Annotated in this window: 23 protein-coding genes; 10 read left to right on the plus strand and 13 right to left on the minus strand. The window is 67.1% G+C overall.

Going from position 1 to position 25,060, the window contains the following annotated elements:
• Nucleotides 1-12 precede the first annotated feature (12 nt).
• The 4 genes from ACIPRI_RS03450 to ACIPRI_RS03465 are packed head-to-tail and all read right to left on the minus strand — an operon-like array spanning nucleotide 13 to nucleotide 3,913.
• The gene (locus tag ACIPRI_RS03450) at nucleotides 13-795 is read right to left on the minus strand and encodes an enoyl-CoA hydratase/isomerase family protein (RefSeq protein ID WP_446588519.1); all 783 of its coding nucleotides are present in this window, start codon (nucleotides 793-795) and stop codon (nucleotides 13-15) included.
• Nucleotides 792-1,775 carry a Bug family tripartite tricarboxylate transporter substrate binding protein gene (locus tag ACIPRI_RS03455; protein ID WP_446588521.1) on the minus strand — a complete coding sequence of 328 codons (984 nt, stop codon included), beginning with the start codon at nucleotides 1,773-1,775 and terminating at the stop codon, nucleotides 792-794. Before ACIPRI_RS03455 ends, ACIPRI_RS03450 begins: the two co-directional genes overlap by 4 nt.
• 48 nt (nucleotides 1,776-1,823) lie before the next feature.
• Nucleotides 1,824-3,245, minus strand: coding sequence for a malonyl-CoA decarboxylase (locus ACIPRI_RS03460; RefSeq protein WP_446588523.1), 1,422 nt, complete (start codon nucleotides 3,243-3,245; stop codon nucleotides 1,824-1,826).
• The gene (locus ACIPRI_RS03465) at nucleotides 3,242-3,913 is read right to left on the minus strand and encodes a GntR family transcriptional regulator (protein ID WP_446588525.1); all 672 of its coding nucleotides are present in this window, start codon (nucleotides 3,911-3,913) and stop codon (nucleotides 3,242-3,244) included. Before ACIPRI_RS03465 ends, ACIPRI_RS03460 begins: the two co-directional genes overlap by 4 nt.
• 174 nt (nucleotides 3,914-4,087) lie before the next feature.
• On the opposite strand from ACIPRI_RS03465, the gene ACIPRI_RS03470 reads away from it, so the two are divergent.
• Nucleotides 4,088-4,978, plus strand: coding sequence for a pseudouridine synthase (locus tag ACIPRI_RS03470; protein WP_446620371.1), 891 nt, complete (start codon nucleotides 4,088-4,090; stop codon nucleotides 4,976-4,978).
• Between the two features lie 6 nt (nucleotides 4,979-4,984).
• On the opposite strand, the gene lgt is transcribed toward ACIPRI_RS03470, so the two are convergent.
• The 3 genes from lgt to ACIPRI_RS03485 all read right to left on the minus strand — a co-directional run bounded on the left by lgt (nucleotide 4,985) and on the right by ACIPRI_RS03485 (nucleotide 8,148).
• Nucleotides 4,985-5,812 carry a prolipoprotein diacylglyceryl transferase gene (gene lgt / locus ACIPRI_RS03475; protein ID WP_446588528.1) on the minus strand — a complete coding sequence of 276 codons (828 nt, stop codon included), beginning with the start codon at nucleotides 5,810-5,812 and terminating at the stop codon, nucleotides 4,985-4,987.
• Nucleotides 5,813-5,816: 4 nt separating this feature from the next.
• Nucleotides 5,817-6,902 (minus strand): GNAT family N-acetyltransferase, encoded by a 1,086-nt coding sequence (locus ACIPRI_RS03480; RefSeq protein ID WP_446588530.1) that lies wholly within the window; start codon nucleotides 6,900-6,902, stop codon nucleotides 5,817-5,819.
• A gap of 277 nt (nucleotides 6,903-7,179) precedes the next feature.
• A complete protein-coding gene (locus tag ACIPRI_RS03485; RefSeq protein ID WP_446588532.1) occupies nucleotides 7,180-8,148 on the minus strand; it encodes a LysR family transcriptional regulator in 969 nt (322 codons plus the stop codon).
• 97 nt (nucleotides 8,149-8,245) lie between these two features.
• Between ACIPRI_RS03485 and ilvD the strand changes: the two genes are divergently transcribed.
• Nucleotides 8,246-9,940, plus strand: coding sequence for a dihydroxy-acid dehydratase (ilvD, locus tag ACIPRI_RS03490; RefSeq protein WP_446588534.1), 1,695 nt, complete (start codon nucleotides 8,246-8,248; stop codon nucleotides 9,938-9,940).
• Nucleotides 9,941-9,974: 34 nt separating this feature from the next.
• On the opposite strand, the gene ACIPRI_RS03495 is transcribed toward ilvD, so the two are convergent.
• Nucleotides 9,975-10,226: a TIGR04438 family Trp-rich protein gene (locus ACIPRI_RS03495; RefSeq protein ID WP_446588536.1), complete on the minus strand. Its 252-nt coding sequence runs from the start codon at nucleotides 10,224-10,226 to the stop codon at nucleotides 9,975-9,977.
• A 95-nt stretch (nucleotides 10,227-10,321) separates the two neighbouring features.
• On the opposite strand from ACIPRI_RS03495, the gene ACIPRI_RS03500 reads away from it, so the two are divergent.
• Nucleotides 10,322-10,630, plus strand: coding sequence for a c-type cytochrome (locus ACIPRI_RS03500; protein ID WP_446588538.1), 309 nt, complete (start codon nucleotides 10,322-10,324; stop codon nucleotides 10,628-10,630).
• 130 nt (nucleotides 10,631-10,760) lie between these two features.
• On the opposite strand, the gene ACIPRI_RS03505 is transcribed toward ACIPRI_RS03500, so the two are convergent.
• Both ACIPRI_RS03505 and acs read right to left on the minus strand, forming a co-directional pair.
• Nucleotides 10,761-11,261, minus strand: a complete 501-nt coding sequence (locus tag ACIPRI_RS03505; protein ID WP_446588540.1) for a LapA family protein — start codon at nucleotides 11,259-11,261, stop codon at nucleotides 10,761-10,763.
• Nucleotides 11,262-11,379: 118 nt separating this feature from the next.
• Nucleotides 11,380-13,395 carry an acetate--CoA ligase gene (gene acs, locus ACIPRI_RS03510; protein ID WP_446588542.1) on the minus strand — a complete coding sequence of 672 codons (2,016 nt, stop codon included), beginning with the start codon at nucleotides 13,393-13,395 and terminating at the stop codon, nucleotides 11,380-11,382.
• Nucleotides 13,396-13,569: 174 nt separating this feature from the next.
• Between acs and ACIPRI_RS03515 the strand changes: the two genes are divergently transcribed.
• A complete protein-coding gene (locus ACIPRI_RS03515) occupies nucleotides 13,570-14,187 on the plus strand; it encodes a TIGR00645 family protein (RefSeq protein WP_446588544.1) in 618 nt (205 codons plus the stop codon).
• A gap of 10 nt (nucleotides 14,188-14,197) precedes the next feature.
• On the opposite strand, the gene fumC is transcribed toward ACIPRI_RS03515, so the two are convergent.
• A complete protein-coding gene (gene fumC, locus ACIPRI_RS03520) occupies nucleotides 14,198-15,595 on the minus strand; it encodes a class II fumarate hydratase (protein WP_446588546.1) in 1,398 nt (465 codons plus the stop codon).
• Between the two features lie 335 nt (nucleotides 15,596-15,930).
• Here fumC and proV point away from each other — a divergent pair, with 335 nt between their 5' ends.
• From proV to ACIPRI_RS03550, 6 genes are all read left to right on the plus strand, one after another.
• Nucleotides 15,931-17,184, plus strand: coding sequence for a glycine betaine/L-proline ABC transporter ATP-binding protein ProV (proV, locus tag ACIPRI_RS03525; RefSeq protein ID WP_446588548.1), 1,254 nt, complete (start codon nucleotides 15,931-15,933; stop codon nucleotides 17,182-17,184).
• A gap of 26 nt (nucleotides 17,185-17,210) precedes the next feature.
• Nucleotides 17,211-18,350, plus strand: coding sequence for a glycine betaine/L-proline ABC transporter permease ProW (gene proW / locus ACIPRI_RS03530; protein ID WP_446588550.1), 1,140 nt, complete (start codon nucleotides 17,211-17,213; stop codon nucleotides 18,348-18,350).
• A 32-nt stretch (nucleotides 18,351-18,382) separates the two neighbouring features.
• Nucleotides 18,383-19,405 (plus strand): glycine betaine/L-proline ABC transporter substrate-binding protein ProX, encoded by a 1,023-nt coding sequence (gene proX, locus ACIPRI_RS03535; RefSeq protein WP_446588552.1) that lies wholly within the window; start codon nucleotides 18,383-18,385, stop codon nucleotides 19,403-19,405.
• Nucleotides 19,406-19,513: 108 nt separating this feature from the next.
• Nucleotides 19,514-21,079, plus strand: coding sequence for a fumarate hydratase (locus tag ACIPRI_RS03540; protein ID WP_446588554.1), 1,566 nt, complete (start codon nucleotides 19,514-19,516; stop codon nucleotides 21,077-21,079).
• Nucleotides 21,076-21,876 carry a glutamate racemase gene (gene murI / locus ACIPRI_RS03545; protein WP_446588556.1) on the plus strand — a complete coding sequence of 267 codons (801 nt, stop codon included), beginning with the start codon at nucleotides 21,076-21,078 and terminating at the stop codon, nucleotides 21,874-21,876. Before ACIPRI_RS03540 ends, murI begins: the two co-directional genes overlap by 4 nt.
• Before the next feature lie 31 nt (nucleotides 21,877-21,907).
• Nucleotides 21,908-22,627, plus strand: coding sequence for a hypothetical protein (locus ACIPRI_RS03550; RefSeq protein WP_446588558.1), 720 nt, complete (start codon nucleotides 21,908-21,910; stop codon nucleotides 22,625-22,627).
• 7 nt (nucleotides 22,628-22,634) lie between these two features.
• On the opposite strand, the gene ACIPRI_RS03555 is transcribed toward ACIPRI_RS03550, so the two are convergent.
• Together ACIPRI_RS03555 and ACIPRI_RS03560 are read right to left on the minus strand one after the other, a co-directional pair.
• Entirely contained in the window at nucleotides 22,635-23,936 is a 1,302-nt protein-coding gene (locus ACIPRI_RS03555) for an MFS transporter (RefSeq protein WP_446588560.1), read from the minus strand.
• A gap of 174 nt (nucleotides 23,937-24,110) precedes the next feature.
• A complete protein-coding gene (locus tag ACIPRI_RS03560) occupies nucleotides 24,111-24,743 on the minus strand; it encodes a DUF6806 family protein (protein ID WP_446588563.1) in 633 nt (210 codons plus the stop codon).
• Nucleotides 24,744-25,060 lie beyond the last annotated feature (317 nt).

The raw sequence follows: 25,060 nt of genomic DNA on the forward strand, positions 1-25,060 counted from the left end.
CGTCAATCAAGCTCAAAAATTGGGAACGCGCTTTTCCAGAAAGGCGGCGATGCCCTCGCGGTGTTCGGCCACGCCGGCGTAGCGGTAGGCATCGGCCAGCAGTCCGGGCGGTACCTGCGCAGCCTGCAGCGCGGCAAAACTGCGCTTGTTCGCGCGCGCCGCAATTGGCGCGAGTTCGAGGATGCGTTGGGCGCTGGTCAGGGCCTCGCCGGCCACGTCGCCATCGGGCAGCACGCGCAGCAGGAAGCCGGCGTCGTACAGGCGCTCGGCCGAATGCACGCCGGCGCAAAAGAGCATGTCGCGCGCCAACACGTCGCCGACGGCGCCACGCACCAGTGCGGCCTCGCGCGGCGCCATCGGAAAGCCCAGCTTGGCAATGGGCGCGCCGAAGCGGCAGGCACTGCCGGCCAGGCGGATGTCGCAGCAGCTGGCGATCTCCAGGCCGGCGCCCATGCAGGCGCCCTCGATCTGCGCCACCAGCGGCACCGGGCAATCGAGCAGCGCCTGCAGTGCGCCCCAGACCTCCGCTTCGTGGAAGTTGGCCAGCGTCCCCTCGTCGAAGCGGAAGGACGGATATTCGGAGATGTCACCGCCAGCGCAGAAGGCGCCGGCCTCGCCCCGGATCAGCACGCAGCGAAGCTCGCCGTCGGCGTTGAGCGCGTCGAAGGCCGCGCGCAGTTGCAGCCACATGGCGCGCGTCATGGCGTTCAGGCGCGCCGGATTGGACAGCGTCACGAAGGCCAGGGCGCCCTCGCGCTCCACGCGGATTTCAGGTGCAGGTGCAGCCAGCTTCACTCCAGCACGGCCCCCGACGACTTGACGACGGCCGCCCAGCGCTTGACCTCGGTGCCGACGAAAGCGGAGAACTGCGCCTGCGTGATCGTGGGGATCTCGGCGCCGTTGTTGGCCCAGATTGCCTTGATCTCGTCGCCCGCCAGCGACTTCTTCATGTCCTCGATGATGCGTGCCTGCACGTCGGCCGGCGTGCCCTTGGGTGTCCACAAGCCATACCAGGTGGTGACGGTGTAGTCGGGCAGGCCCACCTCGGCCGCGCAGGGCACGTCCGGGAAGGCCGGGTTGCGGCTCTTGCCAGACACCATCAGCGCCTTGATGCGGCCGGCCTTGATGTGCTGCGCCGAGGAGCCCAGGCCGTCGAACATGCAATCGACGTTGCCCGCGATCAGGTCCTGCAGCGCGGGCCCGGCGCCGCGGTAGGGAATGTGGGTGATGAAGGTGCCCGTCTGCTGCTTGAACAGCTCGCCCGCCAGGTGGTGCGAGGTGCCGGCACCGGCCGAGGCGTAGTTGAGCTTGCCGGGATTGGCCTTCACGTAGGCCAGGAAGTCCTTGAAGTTGTTGGCGGTGACGCGCTTGGGATTCACCACCAATACCTGCGGCACATTGGCCAGCAGCATCAGCGGGATGAAGTCCTTCTCGATGTCGTAGTCCAGCTTGGGGTACATCGAGGGCGCGATGGCATGGTGCACAGCACCCATGAACAGCGTGTAGCCGTCAGGCTGCGCCTTGGACGCGATGCTCGCGCCCAGCGTGCCGCCGGCGCCGCCGCGGTTGTCCACCACCAGGGTCTTGCCCGTCACCTTGGAGAACTGGGCCGACAGGGGCCGCGCGAAGGCGTCGGTGCCGCCGCCGGCCGGAAAAGGCACGACCAGGGTCACCGGCTTGGCCGGCCAGGGCGACTGCGCCAGGCCTGCGAGGGGCCAGGCCGCGAGCCCCGCGGCCCCGAGAAGAATTTCGCGTCGATGAATGGTGCTGTTCATTGCTTGTGTCTCCAGTCTTTTTTAGTCGGAAGTCGTCGAAGAAAAGAATCAGGCGCGCAGACCATCGATCTCGCGCGAGACGGGCACCCGCCCCTGCGCCAGCAGGGCGCGGTGCTTGTCCAGCCGCTTCAGGTCGTACAGGTAGTTCACCATGAGGCCGAAGGACTGCTTGAGGCCCTTGGCCGACGGGTCGCCGGCCCAGTTGAGCCGCTCCACCCGCGCGCCGTTGCCCAGGTGAAAGCGTGCCACCGGATCGGCCGCCTGGCCATCGGGCAATTCGCGCCCCAGGTAGCGGGCGGCGGCGCGCAGCAGCAGCTGGCGCACCGGCGATTTGGCCTCCAGCGCCAGGGCCTGCTCTGCCGCATGCATCAGGTCGGCCGGCGCGGGCTTGTCGACGCCCAGGGCGCGTGCCAGCTCGGTGCTGCGTTTCTCGTCCAGCCCGTCGAGCAGCTCGCCCGCATGCTTGCCCAGCCAGCTGCGAAAGCCCGGGATCGGCGAGAGCGTGGCAAAGACCTTGAGCTTGGGAAACTCCGCGCTCAGGGTCTCGACCACCCGCTTGATCAGCGAATCGCCGAAGCTCACGCCGCGCAGGCCGGTCTGGGTGTTGCTGATCGAATAGAAGATGGCGGTGGTGGCGCGCGCAATGTCGCCCACCGCGGCGGCCTCGTCCAGCAGCGGCGTGATGCCGTCGCTGATGTGGTCGACCAGCGCCACCTCGACGAAGATCAGCGGCTCGCCGGGCATGCGCGGGTGGAAGAAGCCGTAGCAGCGGCGGTCGCTGTCGAGCCGGTTCTTCACGTCGGCCCAGCTGCGGATGTCATGCACCGCCTCGTAACGAATCAGCTTTTCGATGAGCGAGGCGGGCGAGTCCCAGCTGATGCGCCGCAGGTCGAGAAAGGCGACGTCGAACCAGGTGGAAAAAAGGTGCTCCAGCTCGGCCTCCAGCGCGACCAGGCGCGAATCGCCCTTGAGGTGCGGCAGCAGCTCGGCGCGCAGGTCGATCAGGAAGCGAAGGCCGGGCTCGCCCACCGCGAAGCGCTGCAGCAGGCGCGCGCGCGGCGACACCAGGGCACGGCGCAGGTGAACTTCGGCGTGCCCCGCTTCGGCGCCTTCGACCACGGCGTCGTAGTGCTCGCGTGCGGCCTGGATCTTCTTGGCGTCGGGGGCGAAGCGCTCGCTCATCAAAAGCCAGACATCGCGCCGCTCGCCGGCGTCCAGGCCCGCGTACCACTGCGCCACGGCAGCGGCTCGGCGGCCGGCCTCCACCTCGCTGATGCGCGAATCGACCACCGCCTGCAGGTCGGCCAGGGCCCGGCGCAACGCGCGCGGCGACAGGCCTTCGCCAAAGCGGCGCAGGGTGGCGGCCATGCGCACATCCAGCGAGCGCTCGGCCGGCTTGGCGTCGGCGGAAGAGGCGGAGGAAGTGGCGCGCATGCCGGGCGCCATGCGCAGGAGGGTGGTGCTGTTCATGTGGTTGCAATCCTCGTGGTCTGCAAGAGCGCCACGGCACGCAGCGCCTCGCGTTGTCGGTTCAGGTGGGTGCGCATCGCGGCTTCCGCGCCCTCGCTGTCGCGTGCCTTCAGTGCGGCAAACACCGCCAGGTGCTCCGACAGGCTCTGCTCCAGCCGGCCTGGCGCACGCAGCTGCTGCAGGCGCGCCAATTTCAGTATCTTGCGCAGATCGCCAATGACCTGGGCCAGCCAGCGGTTATCGGCCAGCAGGATGATGGCTTCGTGAATGGCGAAATTGGCGGCGTAGTACTCGTTGATGCGGTGTGCCTTGGCATGCCGCTCCAGCTTGTCGTGCAGCACCTCCAGCGCGGCGATGTCGGCGTCGTTGGCATTGCGCGCCGCCTCGAAGGCGCAACGGCCCTCGAGCAGCGCGATCACCGGAAAGATTTCGTCCAGGTCGCGCTGGGTGACTTCGCTGACAAAGCAGCCGCGCCGCGGTTCGTGGCGCAGCAGGCCTTCGGCGGTGAGCACCTTCAGCGCTTCGCGCAGCGGCGTGCGCGAGATCTCCAGCCGGGTGCACAGCGCCGCCTCGTCGACGAAGCTGCCCGGCGCCAGGCGGCCGGCGAAGATTTCCTCGCGCAGACTGGCGGCGACCTCGTCGTGAAGGGAGTTATGGACCACGCGCATGTTGAAATCCGGCCTTCGCTCGACTCCTTGCAAGGCGCCTTGCCAATGACGGCATCGGCGCCACGAACTGGAAATTTTCGATAATTACGCGTAATTATGAAAAGGACGAATGCATCTGGCAAGCCCTTGCCCCCAAAACCACGCCGCCGGGTGCGCGCCATATCACCGCTGCCGATGCGCGACGGCGTCAGCGCCAGCTGGGTGTCGCTGCCGGCCGGCCCCTGGGCCCGCTTCGGCGATTTCTTTGCCGAGCGCTTCCCGCTGGTGACGCGCGAGGACTGGCGTGCGCGCATGCGCGTGGGCGAAGTGGTCGACGCAGAGGGCGGGCCGATCGACCCGGACGACGCCTACCGCCCTCACCTGCGGCTGTGGTACTACCGGGCGCTGGAGCAGGAGGACGCCATCCCCTTCGAAGAAAGCGTGCTGTTCCAGGACGATTTTCTGGTGGTGGCCGACAAGCCGCATTTCCTGCCGGTGGTGCCAACCGGCCGCTATCTTCAGCACAGCCTGCTGGTGCGGCTCAAGCGCAAGCTGGGCATCGAGACCCTGGCACCCATGCACCGGATCGACCGCCTGACCGCCGGGCTGGTGCTGTTCTCAGTGCAGCCACCCACACGCGACCGCTACCAGAACCTGTTTCGCGAGCGCGCCGTGCGCAAGCACTACGAAGCGATCGTGCCCTGGCAAGAAGGCGCCATCGTGCCCAGCGTGCATCGCAGCCATCTGATGGACGACGCGTCGTTCCTGCGCACGCGCGAGGCGCCCGGCGAGGCGAACTCCGAGACGCACATGAAACTGCTGGAAGTGCAAGGCGGCCATGCGCGCCTGCTTCTCTCGCCGGTGACCGGCCGCAAGCACCAGCTGCGCGTGCATTGCGCGGCGCTGGGCATGCCGATCCTGCACGACGACTTCTATCCGGTGCTGCGCCCGGCCGGCAGCGACGATTACGCGCGGCCGCTGCAACTGCTGGCCAAGTCGGTGTCCTTTGTCGATCCGATCACCGGGCAGGCGCGCCGCTTCGAAAGCCGCCGCACGCTGGATTTCGAGACCCAGGCGCCCGGCTGAAAAAGCTCAGCGCTGTGCCAGCGCGGCCGGCGCGTTGCGCCCCGCGCTCCAGTAGAGCCATGCGCCAAAGGCCAGCATCGGCACGCACAGCCACTGGCCCATGCTCATGTTGAGCGCCAGGAGGCCCAGGAAGTCATCGGGCTCGCGGAAGTACTCGGCGATGAATCGCATGGTCCCGTAGCCGATCAGGAACATCGCCGACACGCGGCGTTCCAGCCGGGGCTTGCGTGCATAGAGCCACAGCAGCACGAAAAGCAGCAGGCCTTCCAGCAGGAACTGGTAGACCTGCGAAGGGTGGCGCGGCAGCATCGAGCCGCTTTGCGGAAACACCATGCCCCAGGGCAGATCCGGGCTCGAGAAGCGCCCCCACAGCTCGCCGTTGATGAAGTTGCCTACGCGCCCCGCCGCCAGGCCGGTGGGCACGCAGGGCGCAACAAAGTCCATCACCTGCCAGAAGGGCCGCGCACGCGAGCGCGCATACCAGACCATGGCGCCGATCACGCCCAGCAGGCCGCCATGAAAGCTCATGCCGCCCTGCCAGACGAAGAAGATCTCCAGCGGATGCGTGAGGTAGTAGCCCGGCTTGTAGAACAGGCAATAACCCAGGCGCCCGCCGATGACCACGCCCATCACGCCCAGGAACAGGATGTCTTCCACGTCCTTGCGCGTCCACACCGTGGGCGCCTTGACCGAGCGGAAAGGCTCGTGCGCAAGGCGCCGCGTGGCCAGGAAATAGAAAAGCCCGAAGGCGGCGAGATAGGTCAGGCCATACCAGTGGATGGCGATCGGCCCGAGTTGCAGGGCAACCGGGTTGATCTGTGGGTACATCAGCATCGGGCTATTGTGCCAAGGCCTTTGGGCTCAGATAGGCGCACAGCCTTTCGCGGGTGATCTGGTAGATCGCCTCCTCCTTGTGCACGGCGAAGCCGAGCCGCCGGTTGATGGACAGCATCGCCGCGTTGGCCTGCGCATTGAAGGTATTCACCATCTGCACTTGCGGCAGTCGTTGCTGCACCAGCAGCAGCATGCGCGCCTTCACGGCCTTGGCGAGCCCAAGGCCGCGCCAAGGCGCCGCAACGGCCGTGAGCGCCTGGTGCAGCCGGTCCGGAAAGCGCTGGTCCCAGCTGGCGTCGCAGACCGCCGCCAACTCGTCGCCGTCGCGCAGCAGCACCATCAAATGCTCGCCGCCGCGGCGGTCCATGTCCGCGTACCAGGTCTCGTAGCCCTCGAGCTGGTAGCGGATACGCGGCTGGTCCAGCGTGTCCAGCGGTTGCTGGTTGATCAGCACCGTCAGTGGCCCCATCAGTGGAGCGAGGACGTCCATCGGCACGCGCCCGGCATGAAGCTCCCATCTCAGGCCGACCGTGCGCGGATCGCGCGACAACGTCCACGACGCCCACTGGCCAAGCGCATCCCAATCGACGTTCGAGAGGGGAAGCCGGTTTTGCACTTTCCGAAAGTTGCAGGCCGCACCGACGATCTTCATGAAGTGATGCCCTTGCGGCAAGTGGACCGTGCCGGTCGCGATCGACTTGCCATGCAGGGCCATGAAATCGACCAGGCCGGCAGCCAGCGTCCGGCCAACGCCCTGGCGCCGATGGGCTGCCGCCACACCGCCGCCGACGTCGATGTGATCGGCATGGTCCTCGGCTTCCGGCGAGCCGGGGCGCCTGAATCCGAGCACCAGGTTGCCGACGATGGCGTCATCGCGCAGGGCCAGGATCCGCTGGCTTTGGTGCAAGGGCCGATGGGTCTTCAGGTCGGTCTCGAATTCCGCGTCGCTGATCACCGGGTCGTCCGGCGCATCTTCCGCGGCCCGCTGGCGCCGGTAGCCGTGCAGACGCTGCCATTCGGCGCCGGTGGCCGTGGCCGGATCAAAAAATTGCAATTCGACCGCTGCGCGGCGATCCAAGGAACTGTTCATGGTCTGCCTGAGAAAAAAGAGTGGCCAAGCTGCCACGGCACACGCCGCGGAAGCGCGTTGAACTCAGGCGGAAAGCGTGAAACGAGACCGGCGCTGCCGGGGGGCTTGAGGCCTCAGGCGTTCACGCTCCGCCGAAGAGGGGGCATGGAGATCGGCAATGGCATGGGCATCGTCGTCATGGAAGGCCTCCTTTCGGCGTGGATGAACAGGTGTGAAGGGCGATCCTAGCGAGCGCCCGGCGCCGGAGCCAATCAAATCTGCGGGCGGTGCAGCGTTGTCAGCCGGAAGCGTCGGATTCTCGCGACGCCGAGGCCCGCACGAAATCGACAAAGCGCTGCAGGGCCGGCTGGTCGCCCTCTGCCGGCCACACCAGGCTGGTCTCGCAAGAAGGCAGCGTCGCCGGCTTGCTGCCCTGTCCGCGCCGCCGCGCCACCGGCGCAGCAAACTCGGCCGCGCGGCGATACACCACGCCGGCACGCCGGAACTGCGTGACGCTTTCCGGCACCCAGGCCACACCCAGGCCGCCCCATACCAGGTTGACAATGGTCTGCATCTGGATCGCCTCCTGCGCCACGCGAGGCGTGCGTCCGGCCGCATGGTAGAGGCCGAAGATGGCGTCGTGCAGCGAAGGCACGATGCGGCGCGGAAAGATCACCAGCGGCTCGGTCAGCACATCGCCCAGCGCCACCTTCTCGGCACGCGCCAGGGGGTGCTGCGCCGACACGGCCAGCACCAGCGGCTCGCTGGCCACCGGCAGGCGCTGCAGGTCGGGTGGCGCGAAGCCGGGCGAATGCAGCATCAGGCCGGCGTCGATCTCGCCGCGCGCAAAAGCCTCCAGCTGCACGTCGCCGGTGGCTTCCACCAGTTCCAGCGCGACCTGCGGACTGGCGGCGCGGAAGTCGCGCACCCAGGCCGGCAGGCGCTCGAAGCCGATGGTGGAGACAAAGGCCAGGCGGACCCGCCCCACTTCGCCCGCCGCCGCTGCGCGGGCGCGCGCCGGCAACGCCTGGGCGCGGGCCAGCAGCTCGCGCACCTCGGGCACGAGCGCCTCGCCGGCCGGCGTGAGGGCGACGCGGCGGCGTGTGCGGTCGAACAGCAGCACGCCCAGCGTCTTCTCCAGCTGGGCGATGGCCTGCGTCACCGGCGGCTGCGTCATGTGCAGGCGCGCAGCGGCGCGGCCGAAGTGCAGTTCTTCCGCCACCGCCAGGAACTGGCGCCAGACGCGCAGGTCGATGCTCCGACTCATTCGCCAAGCATATCAATAGACCAGACAAATTGGATTGGAAGCAATCAATGAAGGCGCGGATACTTGGGGCCCCACGAGACCGAATCAAGAGACCGCCATGGACACCAAGCCGATCCAGATCAACCGCCGCAGCGCCAACATCACCGAAGGCAAGTCGCGCGCACCCAACCGCTCCATGTTCTATGCCATGGGCTACGAGGAAGCCGACTTCAAGAAGCCGATGGTCGGCGTGGCCAATGGCCACAGCACCATCACGCCCTGCAACTCCGGCCTGCAGAAGCTGGCCGACGCGGCCATCGCCGGCATCGAGGAAGCGGGCGGCAATGCGCAGGTGTTCGGCACGCCCACCATTTCGGACGGCATGGCCATGGGCACCGAGGGCATGAAGTACTCGCTGGTGAGCCGCGAAGTCATCTCCGACTGCATCGAAACCTGCGTGGGCGGCCAGTGGATGGACGGCGTGCTGGTGGTCGGCGGCTGCGACAAGAACATGCCCGGCGGCCTGATGGGCATGCTGCGCGCCAACGTGCCTGCCATCTACGTCTACGGCGGCACCATCCTGCCCGGCCACTACAAGGGCCAGGACCTCAACATCGTCAGCGTGTTCGAAGCCGTGGGCCAGAACGCCGCCGGCAACATGAGCGACGAGGATCTCAACGAGATCGAGAAGCGCGCGATTCCCGGCACGGGGTCGTGCGGCGGCATGTACACCGCCAACACCATGTCCAGCGCCTTCGAAGCGCTCGGCATCTCGCTGCCCTACTCCTCGACCATGGCGAATCCGCACGACGAAAAAGCCCACTCGGCCAAGGAGTCGGCCAAGGTGTTGATCGAAGCGATCAAGAAGGACATCAAGCCGCGCGACATCGTCACCAAGAAGGCGATCGAGAACGCGGTGGCAGTGATCATGGCCACCGGCGGCTCAACCAACGCGGTGCTGCACTTCCTGGCGATCGCGCATGCGGCCGGCGTGGAATGGTCCATCGACGACTTCGAGCGCATCCGCAAGAAGACGCCGGTGATCTGCGACCTCAAGCCCAGCGGCAAGTACCTGGCGGTCGACCTGCACAAGGCCGGCGGCATTCCGCAAGTGATGAAGGTGCTGCTGAACGCCGGCCTGCTGCACGGCGACTGCGTCACCATCACCGGCCAGACCATTGCCGACGTGCTGAAGGACGTGCCCGACACCCCGCGTGCCGATCAGGACGTGATCCGCTCCATCGACAGCCCGATGTACGAACAAGGCCACTTGGCGATCCTGAAGGGCAACCTGTCGCCCGAGGGCGCGGTGGCCAAGATCACCGGCCTGAAGAATCCGGTGATCACCGGCCCGGCGCGCGTGTTCGACGACGAGCAGTCGGCTCTGGCGGCCATCCTCGCCGGCAAGATCAAGGCCGGCGACGTGATGGTGCTGCGCTACCTGGGCCCCAAGGGCGGCCCCGGCATGCCCGAGATGCTGGCCCCCACCGGTGCGCTGATCGGCGCCGGCCTGGGCGAGAGCGTGGGCCTTGTCACCGACGGCCGCTTCTCCGGCGGCACCTGGGGCATGGTGGTGGGCCACGTGGCGCCGGAAGCGGCTGCGGGCGGCAACATCGCCTTCGTGAATGAAGGCGACTCGATCACCATCGACGCACACCAACTGAAGTTGGAGCTGAACGTGCCCGAGGCCGAGCTGGCCAAGCGCCGCGAAGGCTGGACGCCGCCGGCGCCGCGCTACACGCGTGGCGTGCAGGCCAAGTTCGCCTTCAATGCCTCGAGCGCCAGCTCGGGCGCGGTGCTCGATAAATACTAAGGCGATAACGCGGCCGCCTTCGGCGCCGCGTCCTTCAGCGCCGCTTGTTGCGCGAGCGGTTGAGCATGCCCAGCTGACTGCGCTGGCGATCGATGCGCTCCTGCTTGCGCAGGTCTTCGCGCTCGACCGCCTTGCGCTTGGTGTAGCCGGACCAGTCGGCCCAGGCCCACCAGGCCATCGCCATGCCGAAAGGACTCAGCACGATGAGCCAGGACCACTGCGCGATCGGCCCAATCTCGAAAAATTTCAGCGCCACGCTCAAGAGGCCCAGGGCCAGGAACCACATTGCTTTTCCCTTCGGGGTTGTCTTGCCACCGCTGCCTACAATGGCGCGCACGGCTTCGCGCCGACTTTAGCGCAGCCCCGACCACAAAGAGCCCCATGAAATCAGCACTGTTGTTTTTGTCTCTTTTCGCCAGCCTGTTGTCGACGCCTGCCCTGGCCGACCTGGCACTTGCCCAGTCAAAGAACTGCATGGCCTGCCATGCGGTCGACAAGAAGGTGATCGGCCCCTCCTTCAAGGACGTGGCCGCCAAGTACAAGGACAGCAAGGGCGCAGTAGACCTGCTCGCCGGCAAGATCGTGAAGGGCGGCGCCGGCGTCTGGGGCCCGGTGCCGATGCCGGCCAACACGCAAGTCAGCGAGGCCGACGCGAAGAAGCTGGCCGCCTGGGTGCTTCAAACCAAGTAACAACGCAGCCGCCACCGCGACCCTTCCAGCCCCACACCGCGGAACCGGCTTCGCCGGGCCGCAGGTGAGGTCCCCTCCTCGGGAGGTGGCGAATTACACGCAGCGAAGCGAAGTGAAAAGCCGGGAGGCCTCAGATCTGTGGATTTATATCGGAGGGCGCCGTACGGCGCTCGATGCGGTCTTCCAGCTGGCCGATGTGCGCAGCCGTGGTGTTGTCCGACTGGTCGGCGCGTGACTTGATGCCCAGCTCCAGTTGCTCGATGCGCTTGACCAGCTCTGCCTGCAGATCGGCATTGCGCGCGGCCCGGCTCTGTTCCTGCGCATCGAGGTAGTTGCGCAGCTCGGTGAAGCGCGAGGCCTCCGCCTTGTCGGCCAGGTCGCGCTGCACCTGCAGCTCCTTGTTGTGGCGGCGCGTTTCCAGCATCACCGTGCTCTGCAGATAGAACACGTAGGCCAGGCACACCACGCCCAGCACCGCCGTCAGGCCGAGCATCACCAGGCCCAGTGGCGCCGTCACCTGCGTCAGGCCCAGCGACATGGGCGTGGGCTGTGACAGCAAGCCCCAGTTCAAGGTGGCAAGCGCCGCGATCAACAACACGACGACAAGCAAAATTCCAGTACGCAAACGCATTCGGGACCTCCTGATTTGTTTTCTGAAGGCCCGTTTGTAACGTACTTCGATGTAGCCCCGTGTCGGACACGGGCGTGCACCGCGCTCACGCGCCGCCGCGGCTGACGCCGCACCTGGATCAGTTGGCCTCTGCCAACTGTTCCAGGATGGCCGGGTTCTCGAGAGTGGAGGTGTCCTGCGTGATCGCCTCGCCCTTGGCGATGCTGCGCAACAGGCGCCGCATGATCTTGCCGCTGCGCGTCTTGGGCAGGTTGTCGCCGAAGCGGATGTCCTTGGGCTTGGCGATCGGGCCGATCTCCTTGGCCACCCAGTTGCGCAGCTCGGCGGCGATCTGCTTGGCCTCTTCGCCGGTGGGGCGCGGGCGCTTGAGCACGACGAAGGCGCACACCGCTTCGCCGGTGACGTCGTCGGGCCGGCCCACCACCGCCGCCTCGGCCACCAGGTCGGTCTTGGCCACCAGGGCCGATTCGATCTCCATGGTGCCCAGGCGGTGGCCCGAGACGTTGAGCACGTCGTCGATGCGGCCGGTGATGCGGAAGTAGCCGCGGTCGGGGCTGCGCACCGCGCCGTCGCCGCACAGGTAGATCGTGCCGCCCATTTCTTCGGGGAAGTAGCTCTTCTTGTAGCGCTCCGGATCGCCCCAGATGGTTCGGATCATCGCGGGCCAGGGCCGCTTGATGACGAGCATGCCGCCGCCCCCGTTGGGGATGTCCTTTCCGGTCTCGTCCACCACCGCGGCCATGATGCCGGGCAGCGGCAGGGTGCAGGAGCCCGGCACCAGCGGCGTCGCGCCGGGCAGCGGCGTGATCACGTGGCCGCCGGTTTCGGTCTGCCAGAAGGTGTCGACGATCGGGCAGCGCTCATGGCCCACGTTCCGGTGGTACCACATCCAGGCTTCGGGATTGATGGGCTCGCCCACCGTGCCGATGATGCGCAGGCTGTCCAGGTTCCAATTCTTCGGATGGACCTTCTCGTCGCCGTCGGCCGCCTTGATGAGCGAGCGGATCGCGGTCGGTGCGGTATAGAAAACGGAGACCTTGTGCTTTTCGATGGTCTGCCAGAAGCGACCGGCATGCGGGAAGGTGGGCACGCCCTCGAACACCACCTGGGTGGCGCCGGCCGCCAGCGGGCCGTAGGCCACGTAGGTGTGGCCGGTGATCCAGCCGATGTCGGCGGTGCACCAGAACACGTCTTCGGGCCGGATGTCGAAGGTCCAGTCCATCGTCATCTTCGCCCACAGCAGGTAGCCGCCGGTGGCGTGCTGCACGCCCTTGGGCTTGCCGGTGGAGCCGGAGGTGTAGAGGATGAACAGCGGATGCTCGGCGCCCACCGGCGTCGGCTCGCAGTGCGTGTTCTGGCCTTCCAGCACCTCGGTGAAGGTCTTGTCGCGCCCTTCCACCCGCTGCCAGTCGCGGAGGGTGCGCTCGTAGACCAGCACGGTCTTCACGCACTCGCAGCCGCCCAGGGCGATGCCGTCGTCGACGATGGACTTGAGCGGCAGCTCCTTGCCGCCGCGCAGCTGGTAGTTGGCCGTGATCACCGCCACCGCGCCCGCGTCGATGATGCGCTCCTGCAGCGCCTTGGCCGAGAAGCCGCCGAACACCACGCTGTGGGTGGCGCCGATGCGCGCGCACGCCTGCATGGCGATCACGCCCTCGATGGTCATGGGCATGTAGACGATCACGCGGTCGCCCTTGCCGATGCCCTGCTGCTTGAGCGCGTTGGCAAACTGCGAGACGCGGGTGAGCAGATCCTTGTAGCTGATCCGGGTGACGGCGCCGTCGTCGGCCTCGAAGATGATGGCGGTCTTGTTTTCGACCGGCGTGCCCATGTGCCTGTCCAGGCAGTTGGCCGAGGCGTTCAGTTCGCCGTCTTCGAACCACTTGTAGAAAGGGGCGTTCGATTCGTCCAGCACGCGGGTGAAGGGCTTGGTCCACGCCAGGTTGGCGCGGGCGCGGCTGGCCCAGAAGCCCGCCAGATCAGTCTCGGCCTCCTTGCACAGCGCCTCGTAGGCGGCCATGCTGGAAATGCGGGCACCCTTGCTGGCCCTTTCGTCGGGCGGGAACACCCGGTTTTCGACCAGCACGGATTCGATGTTGCTGCTTGCGGGTTTCGTCGTCGATGCGGTACTCATTGCGCTTGCCTCCAGTTCTTGTCGGGATTGCGGCAGGAATATGGCGGCCCGGTCTTACGGGCCACTGACGATGCATGGTAGCTGCTGGCGTCGTTGCGTCATCTCGCCCGAATAGAATTTGCGGCTTTGCGCCGCCCGGTGCAAGCGCGACCTCTTCCGGAAAACCCCAAAACCATGTCATCCAACGCCAACAAGACCACCGTCGCCGGCGGGTCGCCGATGCGCCCGCTGCCCAAGATGATCTTTGCCAGCCGCTGGCTGCAGTTGCCGCTGTACCTGGGCCTGATCATCGCGCAGGGCGTCTATGTGATGCACTTCCTGGTGGAACTGCTGCACCTGGTCGAAGCCGCCTTCGGCAGCTCGACCGCCTTGGAGGCCCTGGTCACCAGCATCGGCTACAAGACCCAGGCCCCCATCACCACCCTGAACGAGACGGTGATCATGCTGGTGGTGCTGGCGCTGATCGACGTGGTGATGATCTCCAACCTCTTGATCATGGTGATCGTCGGCGGCTACGAGACCTTCGTCAGCCGCATGGACCTGCGCGACCACCCGGACCAGCCCGAATGGCTCAGCCACGTGAATGCGTCGGTCCTGAAGGTGAAGCTGGCCATGTCGATCATCGGCATCAGCTCGATCCACCTGCTCAAGACCTTCATCAATGCCGAGAACTACACCGACAAGGTGCTGATCGCCCAGACCGCGATCCATATCACCTTCCTGCTCTCGGCCATCGCCATCGCCTATACCGACAAGATCATGATGTCGGCGGCAAGCAACAACAAGCACTGACCGCCGGGCTTCAGCGCCCGGTCATCTTTGAAGGCACCACCCACGCATCGAACTGCTCGCCCGTCAGGTGCCCCGAGGCGATGGCCGCCTCGCGCAGGCTGGTGCCTTCCTTGTGCGCCTTCTTGGCAATGAAGGCCGCCTTGTCGTAGCCGATGTGGGTGTTGAGCGCCGTCACCAGCATCAGCGAGCGCGACACCAGTTCGGCGATGCGCTCGCGGTTGGGCTCGATGCCCACCGCGCAGTGGTCGTTGAAGCTCACCATGCCGTCGGCCAGCAGGCGCACGCTCTGCAGGAAGTTGTGCGCCACCATCGGGCGGAACACATTGAGCTCGAAGTTGCCCGAGGCACCGCCGATGTTGATCGCCACGTCGTTGCCGAAGACCTGCGCCGCCAGCATGGTCACCGCCTCGCTCTGCGTCGGGTTGACTTTGCCCGGCATGATCGACGAGCCCGGCTCGTTCTCCGGAATGCTCAATTCGCCAATGCCGCTGCGTGGGCCGCTGGCGAGCCAGCGCACGTCGTTGGCGATCTTGGTCATGCTGGCCGCCAGGGTCTTGAGCGCGCCATGCGCATGCACCAGCGCGTCGACGCTGGCCATGGCCTCGAACTTGTTGGGCGCAGTGACGAACTCCAGGCCCGTCACGCGCGAGATCTCCGCCGCCACCGCCACCGCGTAACCCTTGGGCGCGTTCAGGCCGGTGCCCACCGCGGTGCCGCCCAGCGCCAGTTCGCGCAGATGCGGCAAGGCTGCCCGCACGTGCGCCTCGCCATGCGCGAGCTGCGCCGCATAGCCAGAGAACTCCTGGCCCAGCGTGAGCGGCGTGGCGTCCTGCAAATGCGTGCGGCCGATCTTCACGATGCCGTCGAAGTCCCTGGCCTTCTGCGCCAAGGTGGCGCGCAGCTTGGCAATGGCCGGCAGCAGCTTGTGCGTGACGGCGTCCACCGCCGCCACGTGCATAGCGGTGGGAAACACGTCGTTGCTCGACTGGCTGCGGTTCACGTCGTCGTTGGGATGCACCAGCCGCCCCTCGCCGCGCTCGCCGCCCAAGAGCTCGCTGGCGCGGTTGGCCAGCACCTCGTTGACGTTCATGTTGGTCTGCGTGCCCGAGCCCGTCTGCCAGACCACCAGCGGAAACTCGTCTGCGTGCCCGCCCGCGATGACTTCGTCGGCAGCCGCGACGATGGCCTGCGTCTTCTTTTCGTCCTGCAGGCCCAGCGCATGGTTCACCACCGCCGAGGCCCGCTTGACCTGCGCCAACGCCTTGATGATCTCGCGCGGCTGGCGCTCGCCAGAGATGTCGAAGTTCTGCAGGGAGCGCTGCGTCTGCGCGCCCCACAGGCGCTCGGCCGGAACCTCGATGGGCCCGAAGGTGTCGCGCTCGATGCGCGGCTTGGCAGTGGTGGTCATGTGAGAAAGCTCCGCGAGTTGAGGCGAACAGCCATTTGAACAGCGAAGCGGAGCACTTGAAGGGTGCACGGGCTTGACGTTCATCATGCCAAAAAGTTATAATTAATCACCAATGGCCATCAACAACGATATGTTGAAGCCTTGCTCTTTGCACTACTCGCGGATCCTCGAATCCCGTCGCGGTGCAGAGCTCATTCGTCGGGCCTAGCCCGACAACAACAGCCGGACTCGCTCCGGCCCATGCCACGCCAGGCTTCTTCTTGCAGGCAACGCGCCCGCGTCGAACTGCCGTATGGCGTGACCACTGTCCACCCACTCGGAAAGGGAGCCAACAGATGGCCAAGGGAATCCTCATTGACCACGTCTTCAAGGTGTTCGGCGATGCGCCGGCACATGCCATGGAACTGGTTCGCAAGGGCCACTCCAAAGAGGAGATCCTGGCGCGCACCGGCCAATCGATCGGCGTGTTCGACGCCAGCTTCGAGATCCAGGCCGGCGAGATCTTCGTCATCATGGGCCTGTCCGGTTCCGGCAAGTCGACGCTGGTGCGCCTGCTCAACCGCCTGATCGAGCCCACGGCCGGCCGCGTCGTGATCGACGGCGCCGACATCAACCAGCTCTCGGACGGCGAGTTGCGCGCGCTGCGCCGCAAGGACATCAGCATGGTGTTCCAGTCTTTCGCGCTGATGCCGCACATGACGGTGCGCGACAACACGGCCTTTGGCCTGGAGCTGTCGGGCACCGGCAAGGCCGAGCGGCTGGCGCAGGCCGATGCGGCACTCGCGCAGGTCGGCCTGGCGGGCTGGGGCATGAAGTACCCGGACGAGCTTTCCGGCGGCATGCAGCAGCGCGTGGGCCTGGCTCGCGCCCTGGCGTCGGACCCTTCGATCCTGCTGATGGACGAGGCCTTCTCGGCGCTCGACCCGATCATCCGCACCGAGATGCAATCGGAACTGCTGCGCCTGCAGCAGGAGCGCCGCCGCACCGTCGTCTTCATCTCGCATGACCTGGACGAGGCCATGCGCATCGGCGACCGCATCGCCATCATGAAGGACGGCCAGGTGATCCAGGTCGGCACGCCCGACGAGATCCTGCGCAGCCCGGCCAACGACTACGTGCGCGCCTTCGTGCGCGGCGTGGACACCGCGGCGGTCTTCAAGGCGGCGGACATCGCGCGCAAATCGCTCACCGTGGTGTCCGAGCACGCCGATCGCGGCGCGCGGGCCGCGCTCAAGCAACTCGAGGACCAGGATCGTGATTTCGCCTACGTGGTGAGCCCGGCGCAGCGCTACCTCGGGACGGTGTCGGCCGATTCGCTGCGCGCCGCGCTCGACGGGCACTCGGGATTGCTGGGCCTGCAGCATGCCTTCCTGGCCGATGTGCCGTCGATCGACGCCGACGCACCCGTGGCCGGCCTGATCGGCCAGGTGGGCCAGGCGCCCTGCGCGCTGCCGGTGGTGCAGAGCGACGGCCGCTTTCGCGGCGCGATCAGCAAGACCACCTTGCTGAAGTTCCTGGACCGCGACACGCCGCCGATCGAGGCGCCATCCACGACCGCCGCCCCCGTCGCCGCCGCTGCCGCGCACTGAAAGCCCCAAGGGAGATTGGACAGATCATGAACGACACCACCACGCTCGCACCGCTCGACGACGCCACGGCAGGTTCCTACGTCGACCCCTGGGCCGCGCTCTACAACGAGTCTGCTTCCGGCAGCAGCACCGCATGGCTGGACGCACCAGCCTCCACGCTCGACGCCGCGCACCAGGCAGCGGCAGCCGACCCCAGCGCGAGCGGCTTCCACATCCGGCAGCTCTGGGACGGCTCGCTTCCCATCGAAGCCTGGATCAACCAGGGACTGGGCTGGGTGGTCGAGCACTTCCGCCCCCTCTTCCAGTCGGCGCGAATGCCCATCGACGCCACCCTCGACTCGGTCGAGAGCCTGCTGAACGGCCTGCCCCCGTTGGCGATGATCGGCCTGATCGGCCTGCTGGCCTGGCAGTTTGCCGGCCGCGCGCTGGCCATCGGCACCGTCGTGTCGCTGCTGCTGGTGGCCATGCTGGGCATCTGGCCCGAAGCCATGGTGACCCTATCGCTGGTGCTGACCTCGTTGGCGTTCTGCATCGTCATCGGCCTGCCCTTGGGCGTGCTGCTGGCCAGCAGCGACCGGGCGCAGCGCCTCACACGGCCCGTGCTCGACGCCATGCAGACCACGCCGGCCTTCGTCTACCTGGTGCCGGTGGTGATGCTGTTCGGCATCGGCAACGTGCCGGGCGTGATCGTCACCATCGTGTTCGCGCTGCCGCCGCTGGTGCGCCTGACCAACCTGGGCCTGCGCCAGGTGCGGCCGGACCTGATCGAAGCGGCGCGCGCCTACGGCGCCTCGCCGGCGCAGATGCTGTTCAAGGTGCAGCTGCCGCTGTCCATGCCGTCCATCATGGCCGGCATCAACCAGTCGCTGATGCTGTCGCTGTCGATGGTGGTGATCGCCTCGATGATCGCCGTCGGTGGCCTGGGGCAGATGGTGCTGCGCGGCATCGGCCGCCTCGACATGGGCCTGGCCACCGTTGGCGGCGTGGGCATCGTGCTGCTGGCCATCACGCTGGACCGGCTAACGCAGGCCCTGGGCCGTTCGCACCGCAACGAAGCGCGTCACTGGTGGCAAACCGGCCCGCTGGGCGCTGCCCTGCGCCTGGTCGGCACGCCGCGTCCGGCACAAACGCCAGCGGCCGCCGCCCTCGGTGCCCAAGCGCACTAATCCCCGACATGAGCATCGAAGGAGTTCAACGCATGAACAGCAAGAAGATTCGTCTCGCGCCGCGCAGCCTGCTGGCCGGCGCCGTGGTCGCGCTGGGTAGCCTGGCCACCCAAGCCCACGCGGCCGACACCCTGCCTGGCAAGGGCATTGCCGTCACGCCGGTGAAGAGCTCGCTGGCCGAGGAGAGCTTCCAGACCCTGCTGGTGGGCCGCGCCCTGGAAAAGCTGGGCTACACCGTCGAGCCGATGAAGGACCTCGAACCCGCCACCGCGCACCTCGCGGTGGCCAACGGCGACGCCACCTTCATGGCGAACCACTGGCCCATTCTGCAAGGCAGCTTCTATGCCAACAGCGGCGGCGACGCGAAGCTCTATCGCAAGGGCTCGTATTCCGACGGGGCGGTGCAGGGCTACATGATCGACCGCAAGACGGCCGAGCAGTACCACATCACCAACATCGAGCAGATGAAGGAGCCGAAGATCGCCGCGCTCTTCGACGCCGACGGCGACGGCACGGCCGACCTGACCGGCTGCAATCCCGGCTGGGGCTGCGAGCTGTCCATCGAGCACCAGCTCACGGCGTACAAGCTGCGCGGCAAGATCACCCACAAGCAGGGCAGCTACGCCGCGTTGATGGCCGACACCATCTCACGCTACAAGGCCGGCAAATCGATCTTCTATTACACCTGGACGCCCTATTGGGTCAGCGCCGTGCTGCGCCCGGGCAAGGACGTGGTGTGGCTGCAAGTGCCCTTCTCGGCCACCGAGGCCAAGGACATGGACACCATGCAGCCCAACGGCAGGAACTACGGCTTCCCGCCCGACAAGCAGCAGATCGTGGCCAACAAGGCTTTCGCAAACGAGAACCCCGCGGCGGCCAAGCTGTTCGAGATCATGAAGCTGCCAATCGGCGACATCGGCGCGCAGAACCTGCGCATGAGCCAGGGCCAGAACTCGGAGCAGGACATCGAACGACAGGTGGACGGCTGGATCCGCGCACACCAGAAGCAGTTCGACGGCTGGATCGCGACGGCACGCGCCGCCGCCGAGTCCTGATGCGCCGCGCCGCCCCTGCCCAGGGGCGGCGGTTCCAGACGGGCCCCGGGGGGCATGGCCTGGCTGAGATAATCAGGGGATTCCCTCCCCACTCTGGACAGCCCCCACATGACGACCACGATCCAGCAGGCCGACCTGATCGAATCGATCAGCGCCGCACTGCAGTACATCAGCTACTACCATCCGGCCGACTACATCGCGCACCTGGCCAAGGCCTACGAGCGCGAGCAGAGCCCCGCGGCCAAGGACGCGATGGCGCAGATCCTCACCAACAGCAAGATGAGCGCGATCGGCCACCGGCCGATCTGCCAGGACACCGGCATCGTCAACGTGTTCCTGAAGGTGGGCATGGACGTGCGCTGGGGCGGCTTCACCGGCAGCCTGGACGACGCGGTGAACGAAGGCGTGCGCCGCGCCTACAACCATCCCGACAACACGCTGCGCGCCTCGGTCGTGGCCGATCCGCAATTCGCCCGCAAGAACACCAAGGACAACACGCCGGCGGTGATCTTCACCGAGATCGTGCCGGGCAACACCGTCGAAGTGACAGTGGCCGCCAAGGGCGGCGGCAGCGAGAACAAGAGCAAGCTCGTCATGCTCAACCCGGGTGACAGCGTGGTCGACTGGGTGCTCAAGACCGTGCCCACCATGGGCGCCGGCTGGTGTCCGCCCGGCATGCTGGGCATCGGCATCGGCGGCACCGCCGAGAAGGCCGCGCTGATGGCCAAGGAAAGCCTGATGGACGACCTGGACATGCACGAGCTGCAGGCCAAGGCCCAACGTGCCAAGGACGGTAAGGAAAAGCTCACGCAAGTCGAAGAGCTGCGCCTGGAGCTCTACGAGAAGGTCAACGCGCTGGGCATCGGCGCGCAGGGTCTGGGCGGCCTGGCCACCGTGCTCGACATCAAGATCAAGATGTACCCGACGCACGCGGCCAGCAAGCCGGTGGCGATGATCCCCAACTGCGCCGCCACCCGCCACGCGCACTTCGTGCTGGATGGCGCCGGCCCGGTGTACCTGGAAGCGCCTTCGCTGGACCTGTGGCCCAAGGTGGACTGGGCGCCCGACACGCAAAAGAGCACCCGCGTCGACCTGAACACGCTCACGCCCGAAGTGGTGGCCAGCTGGAAGCCGGGCCAGACCCTGCTGCTGAACGGCAAGATGCTGACCGGCCGCGATGCCGCCCACAAGCGCATCGCCGACATGCTGGCCAAGGGCGAACCGCTGCCGGTGGACTTCACCAACCGCGTCATCTACTACGTCGGCCCGGTCGACCCGATCGGTGACGAAGCCGTGGGCCCGGCCGGCCCGACCACCGCCACCCGCATGGACGGCTTCACCGAGATGATGCTGGCCCAGACCGGCCTCATCGCCATGATCGGCAAGGCCGAGCGCGGCCCGGTTGCCATCGAGGCCATCAAGAAGCACAAGAGCGCCTACCTGATGGCGGTGGGCGGCGCCGCCTACCTGGTGAGCAAGGCCATCAAGAAGGCCAAGGTGGTCGGCTTCCAGGACCTGGGCATGGAAGCCATCTACGAGTTCGACGTGGTCGACATGCCCGTCACCGTGGCGGTCGACGCCGGCGGCACCAGCGCGCACATCACCGGCCCGGCCGAGTGGCAAAAGCGCATCGCCAGCGGCGAGTTCAAGACCATCACGCTGGAACCGGCTTGAGCGTTCCGGCGTCCATCGGCGTTTTCGACAGCGGCGTGGGCGGCCTGAGCGTTCTGGCCGCCCTGCGCACCGAGTTGCCCGACGAGGCTTTCGTCTACTTCTCCGACGCCGCGAACGCGCCCTATGGCGAGCGCGGCGATGCCTTCGTCATCGAGCGCACGCTGGCCGTGGCCAGGCGGCTGGTCGACGAACACGGCATCAAGGCGCTGGTGGTGGCCTGCAACACAGCCACCGCGGCGGCCATCGCGCTGTTGCGCTCGGCGCACCCCGGGCTGATCGTGGTGGGGGTGGAGCCGGCCCTCAAGCCGGCAGCGGCCGCCACCCGCACCGGCCACGTGGGCGTGCTGGCCACGCGTGGGACGCTTGTCAGCCTCAAGTTCAAGGCCCTGCACGATTCGCTGCAAGGCGGCCGCGTGCGCTTCAGCCTGATGCCCTGCGACGGCCTGGCCGGCGCCATCGAGCGCCTGGACGCGCAGGCGATCCGGTCGCTGTCGCACCAGTACGTGCAGGGCCTGGGCCGCTTCGGCGATCTGCCCGGCGAGATCGACACCATGGTGCTGGGCTGCACCCACTACCCTTTCATCGTTTCCGAGCTGCAGCACCTGGCCGGTCCAGGCGTGAAGCTGATCGAGACCGGCGAGCCGGTGGCCCAGCAGACCCGCCGCTTGCTGGCGGCCCAGGGGCGGCTCGCGGCCGGCGGCCCCGGTTCGCTGCGGCTGCTCACCAGCGGCGAGCCCGCCGCACTGCAAGGCGCGGCGGCGCGCTGGCTGCGGCCGCTGCCTTTGCCGACCGCGTGATGTGATGTGGCGCCTGGCGCTGCTCCTTGGCTTGGCCGCCTTTCAATTGACGGCCCAGGCCGCCTGCCAGACCGGCTTGGCCGAACGCCTGCACGCCAAGCGCCATCCCCAGCGCGGGCTACTGCATGAACTGGCCGTGTGCGAAGCCTGGCGCGGCCACCTGGGGCGCAGCGTGGTCGTGCTGCCGATGCAGGGCGATGCAGCGGATTCACTCGATCTCGAGGTGCTGGTGGTGCAGCAGCCCGACAACGGCAACAGCGAGCGCGCCACGGTGCTGGCACAACTGCAGCAGTCGATCCGCACCGGCGGCAAGGACGAATGGACAGTGTCGGACATTGCGCTCGATGGCGCCCGTTACCGGCTGGCGCCGGAGCTGCGCAGCTTCGGCCTTCGCATCAGCCGGCGCAGCACCTCGCTGCAGGCGCCGGCGTCGAGCGAAACGCTGTCGCTTTATGCCTTGCAAGGCAACAACAGCAAGCTGCGTCTGCTGCTGGACGAACTGGAAGTCCGGCGCGAGCGCGGCCAATGGGACATGAGCTGCAGCGGGCAATTCGAGAAGCAGCAGAGCCAGGTGTCGGTGGCCAGGTCGTCGGCCGCCAAGGGCCTGGCTGACCTGGTGGTGCGCCGCAGCGACTGGAAATCCTTCAACGAACTGCAGGGCGGGGAATGCGTGGAAAGCAGCCATCCGGCCCGCTACCGCGAACTGACCCTGCGCTACGACGGCGCGGCATACCTGCCGCTGCGCAACTGACCGGGCCTTAAGCGGCCAGCGCCGCGCTGCGGCCGCGCTGCATGTCGATCGGCTTCAACAGCGCGATGCCCGCCATGAACAGGCCTGCCGTCGCCAGGATGGCGATGCGCTGGTTGCCACCGGTGGCCCAGGTGATGAGGCCGTAGCCGAGCGGACCGACGATACCGGCCAGACGCGTCGCAAAACTCCACAGGCCGAAGAACTCGGCCAGCTGCCGAGGTGGCGCCAGCACACCCGCCATGGCACGGCCGGCCGACTGGCTGGAGCCCATGGCCAAGCCGGCGATGGTGGCCGCCACCCAGAATTCGCCCTTGCTGGTGGCCGAAGCCGCCACCAGGCACACCACGATCCAGGCCACCAGGGTCACGGCCAGCGAACGGCGGTGCCCCGCGCGGTCCTGCACGTAGCCGAAGCCGAAGGCGCCCAGCGCGGCGGCAACGTTGAGCACGAAGATCAGCATCATGGTTTCGCTGGGCTTGAAGCCGATCACCTGCTCGGCATAGATCGCCGCCAGGGTGATGGCCACCGCCACACCGCCCTGGTAGCAGACGGTGCAGGCCAGGAGCCACATGAAGTCACGATGCGCTCGCGCCTCGCCGAAGGTCTTGCGCAACTGGCGCCAGGCGCTGTCCTTGCCGCGCGCCGCCTGGGGCTGCGCGCGTTCGGGCAGCAGGGCAAAGGTGACGCAGGCAGCCGCGCCGTAGATGGCCGCGGTGATCAGCAGGGTGACCGGCACGAAATGCGCCGCCGGCAGCCCCTGCGCCTGGGCCCACAGCACATAGGCCAGGCAGATGCCCAGCGTCAGCATGCCACCCAGATAACCGAAAGCCCAACCCCAGCCGCTGACCTTGCCCATGCCCTCGGCATCGGCCAGTTCAGGCAGGAAGGCCCCGGTGAGCGACTCGCCATAGGAATAGAAGGTGTTGGAGATGACGATGACCCCCATCGCCAGCGCAATGCCGCCCGCCGTGCCGGCCAGGCCCGGCGTGAAGGCCAGCGCCACGGTGCCGAGCACGCAGCCGGCGGTCGCTGCCATCAGCAGGCGCTTCTTCGCCGCATGCAGGTCGGCCCAGGCGCCGATCGCCGGCATGGTGAACATGACGACCGCGTAGGAGATGCTGAGCGCCACGGTCCACGCCAGCGGCCCCCAGGCCGCGCCCTGGGCCAGCCCGCCGACGAAGTAGGCGGCAAACACCGCCGTGATCACCACCGTGGTGTAGCCCGAGTTGGCGAAGTCGTACATGGCCCAGCCAAACACCTCGCGCTTGCGCACGCCGGGTCGCAGGGCGGACAGGGGGAACAGGGCCAACGGCGTCTCCACGAAGAACGGAATTCGCCGCGAGCATAGCGGAGCGACATGTCATTCCGGATCGCTGTGCCAGTCCCGCACCGCGGAACCGGCTTTGCCGGGCCGCAGGTGAGGTCCCCTCCTTGGGAGGTGGCGAATTACACGTAGCGAAGCGGAGTGAAAAGCCGGGAGGCCCTAATGAAGATGCCTGGGGCGGCGCCCGCCGCCGTGGCCGCCGCTGCCGGGGCCCCCGGTGCCGCCGCGCGGGCGCTTGCCGATCTCCAGCGAGTTCACGAGCGCGTCGAAGCGGTCGGAGAACAGCTTGTCGATCTCGGCCACCACGCCGCCCAGCTCGGCGCCTTCGAAGTGGCGCTCCATCAGGTTCACCACGTCTTCCACCAAGAGGTCGCGTTGAACCTGCATGATGGCGGCGGGATTGGGGCCGACGAAGAGCATGAGGAAGTCGTCGCGCGACTCCTCGTTCGGGTCGCCCTCTTCCTCGTCGTAGTCGGTGTCGTAGAAGGTGACTTCGATGGCGGCGCCCTGCTCTGCCAGTTCGTTCACGCCCATGCACATCTCGTCGAGCGCATGGCGGAAGTCTTCGTCACCGGCCACCGTCCAGCAGATCTGCAGCACGTGCTCTTTCTGGTCGAAGCGGATGCCGGGCTCTTCCTCGTAGCTGCTGGCAGCGCCATCGGCCAGCGACTTGGCGCCCGCGTAGATCCACAGGGGCTTCAGGGCTTCCTGGATCTGTGCGAAGCCGACGTCGCTGCGCAGGGGCACGTCGCCGTGCACATGGATTTCGAATGGAGCGTTATAGCGGGACATGTCTTGCTCCCTTTGTCGTGTTGTGGTGCCCGGAACCGGGAGGTCGAACCGGTACGTCCCCTTATCAGGAAGCGACGGATTTTAAGCCACAGCATAAGCCCCGCCCTGGGCACTTCTCAACTTGGATACACCTTGCAAGGTCTTCAAGCCAGGACCCGATCGCGAGGGGCTAGCAGTTTCCCTTTTTTGCCTGTCCGGGCGGACATTGCTTTCCATATCCGCCACCGGGGTGCCCAGGCCCCTCGGGGTAGACAACGCAGCCTCCGAGCATGGCAGTTGCGAAAAGCGCAGCGATTAGCTTCTTCATGAAGTGACCT

This window comes from Variovorax sp. LARHSF232, from assembly GCF_052871435.1.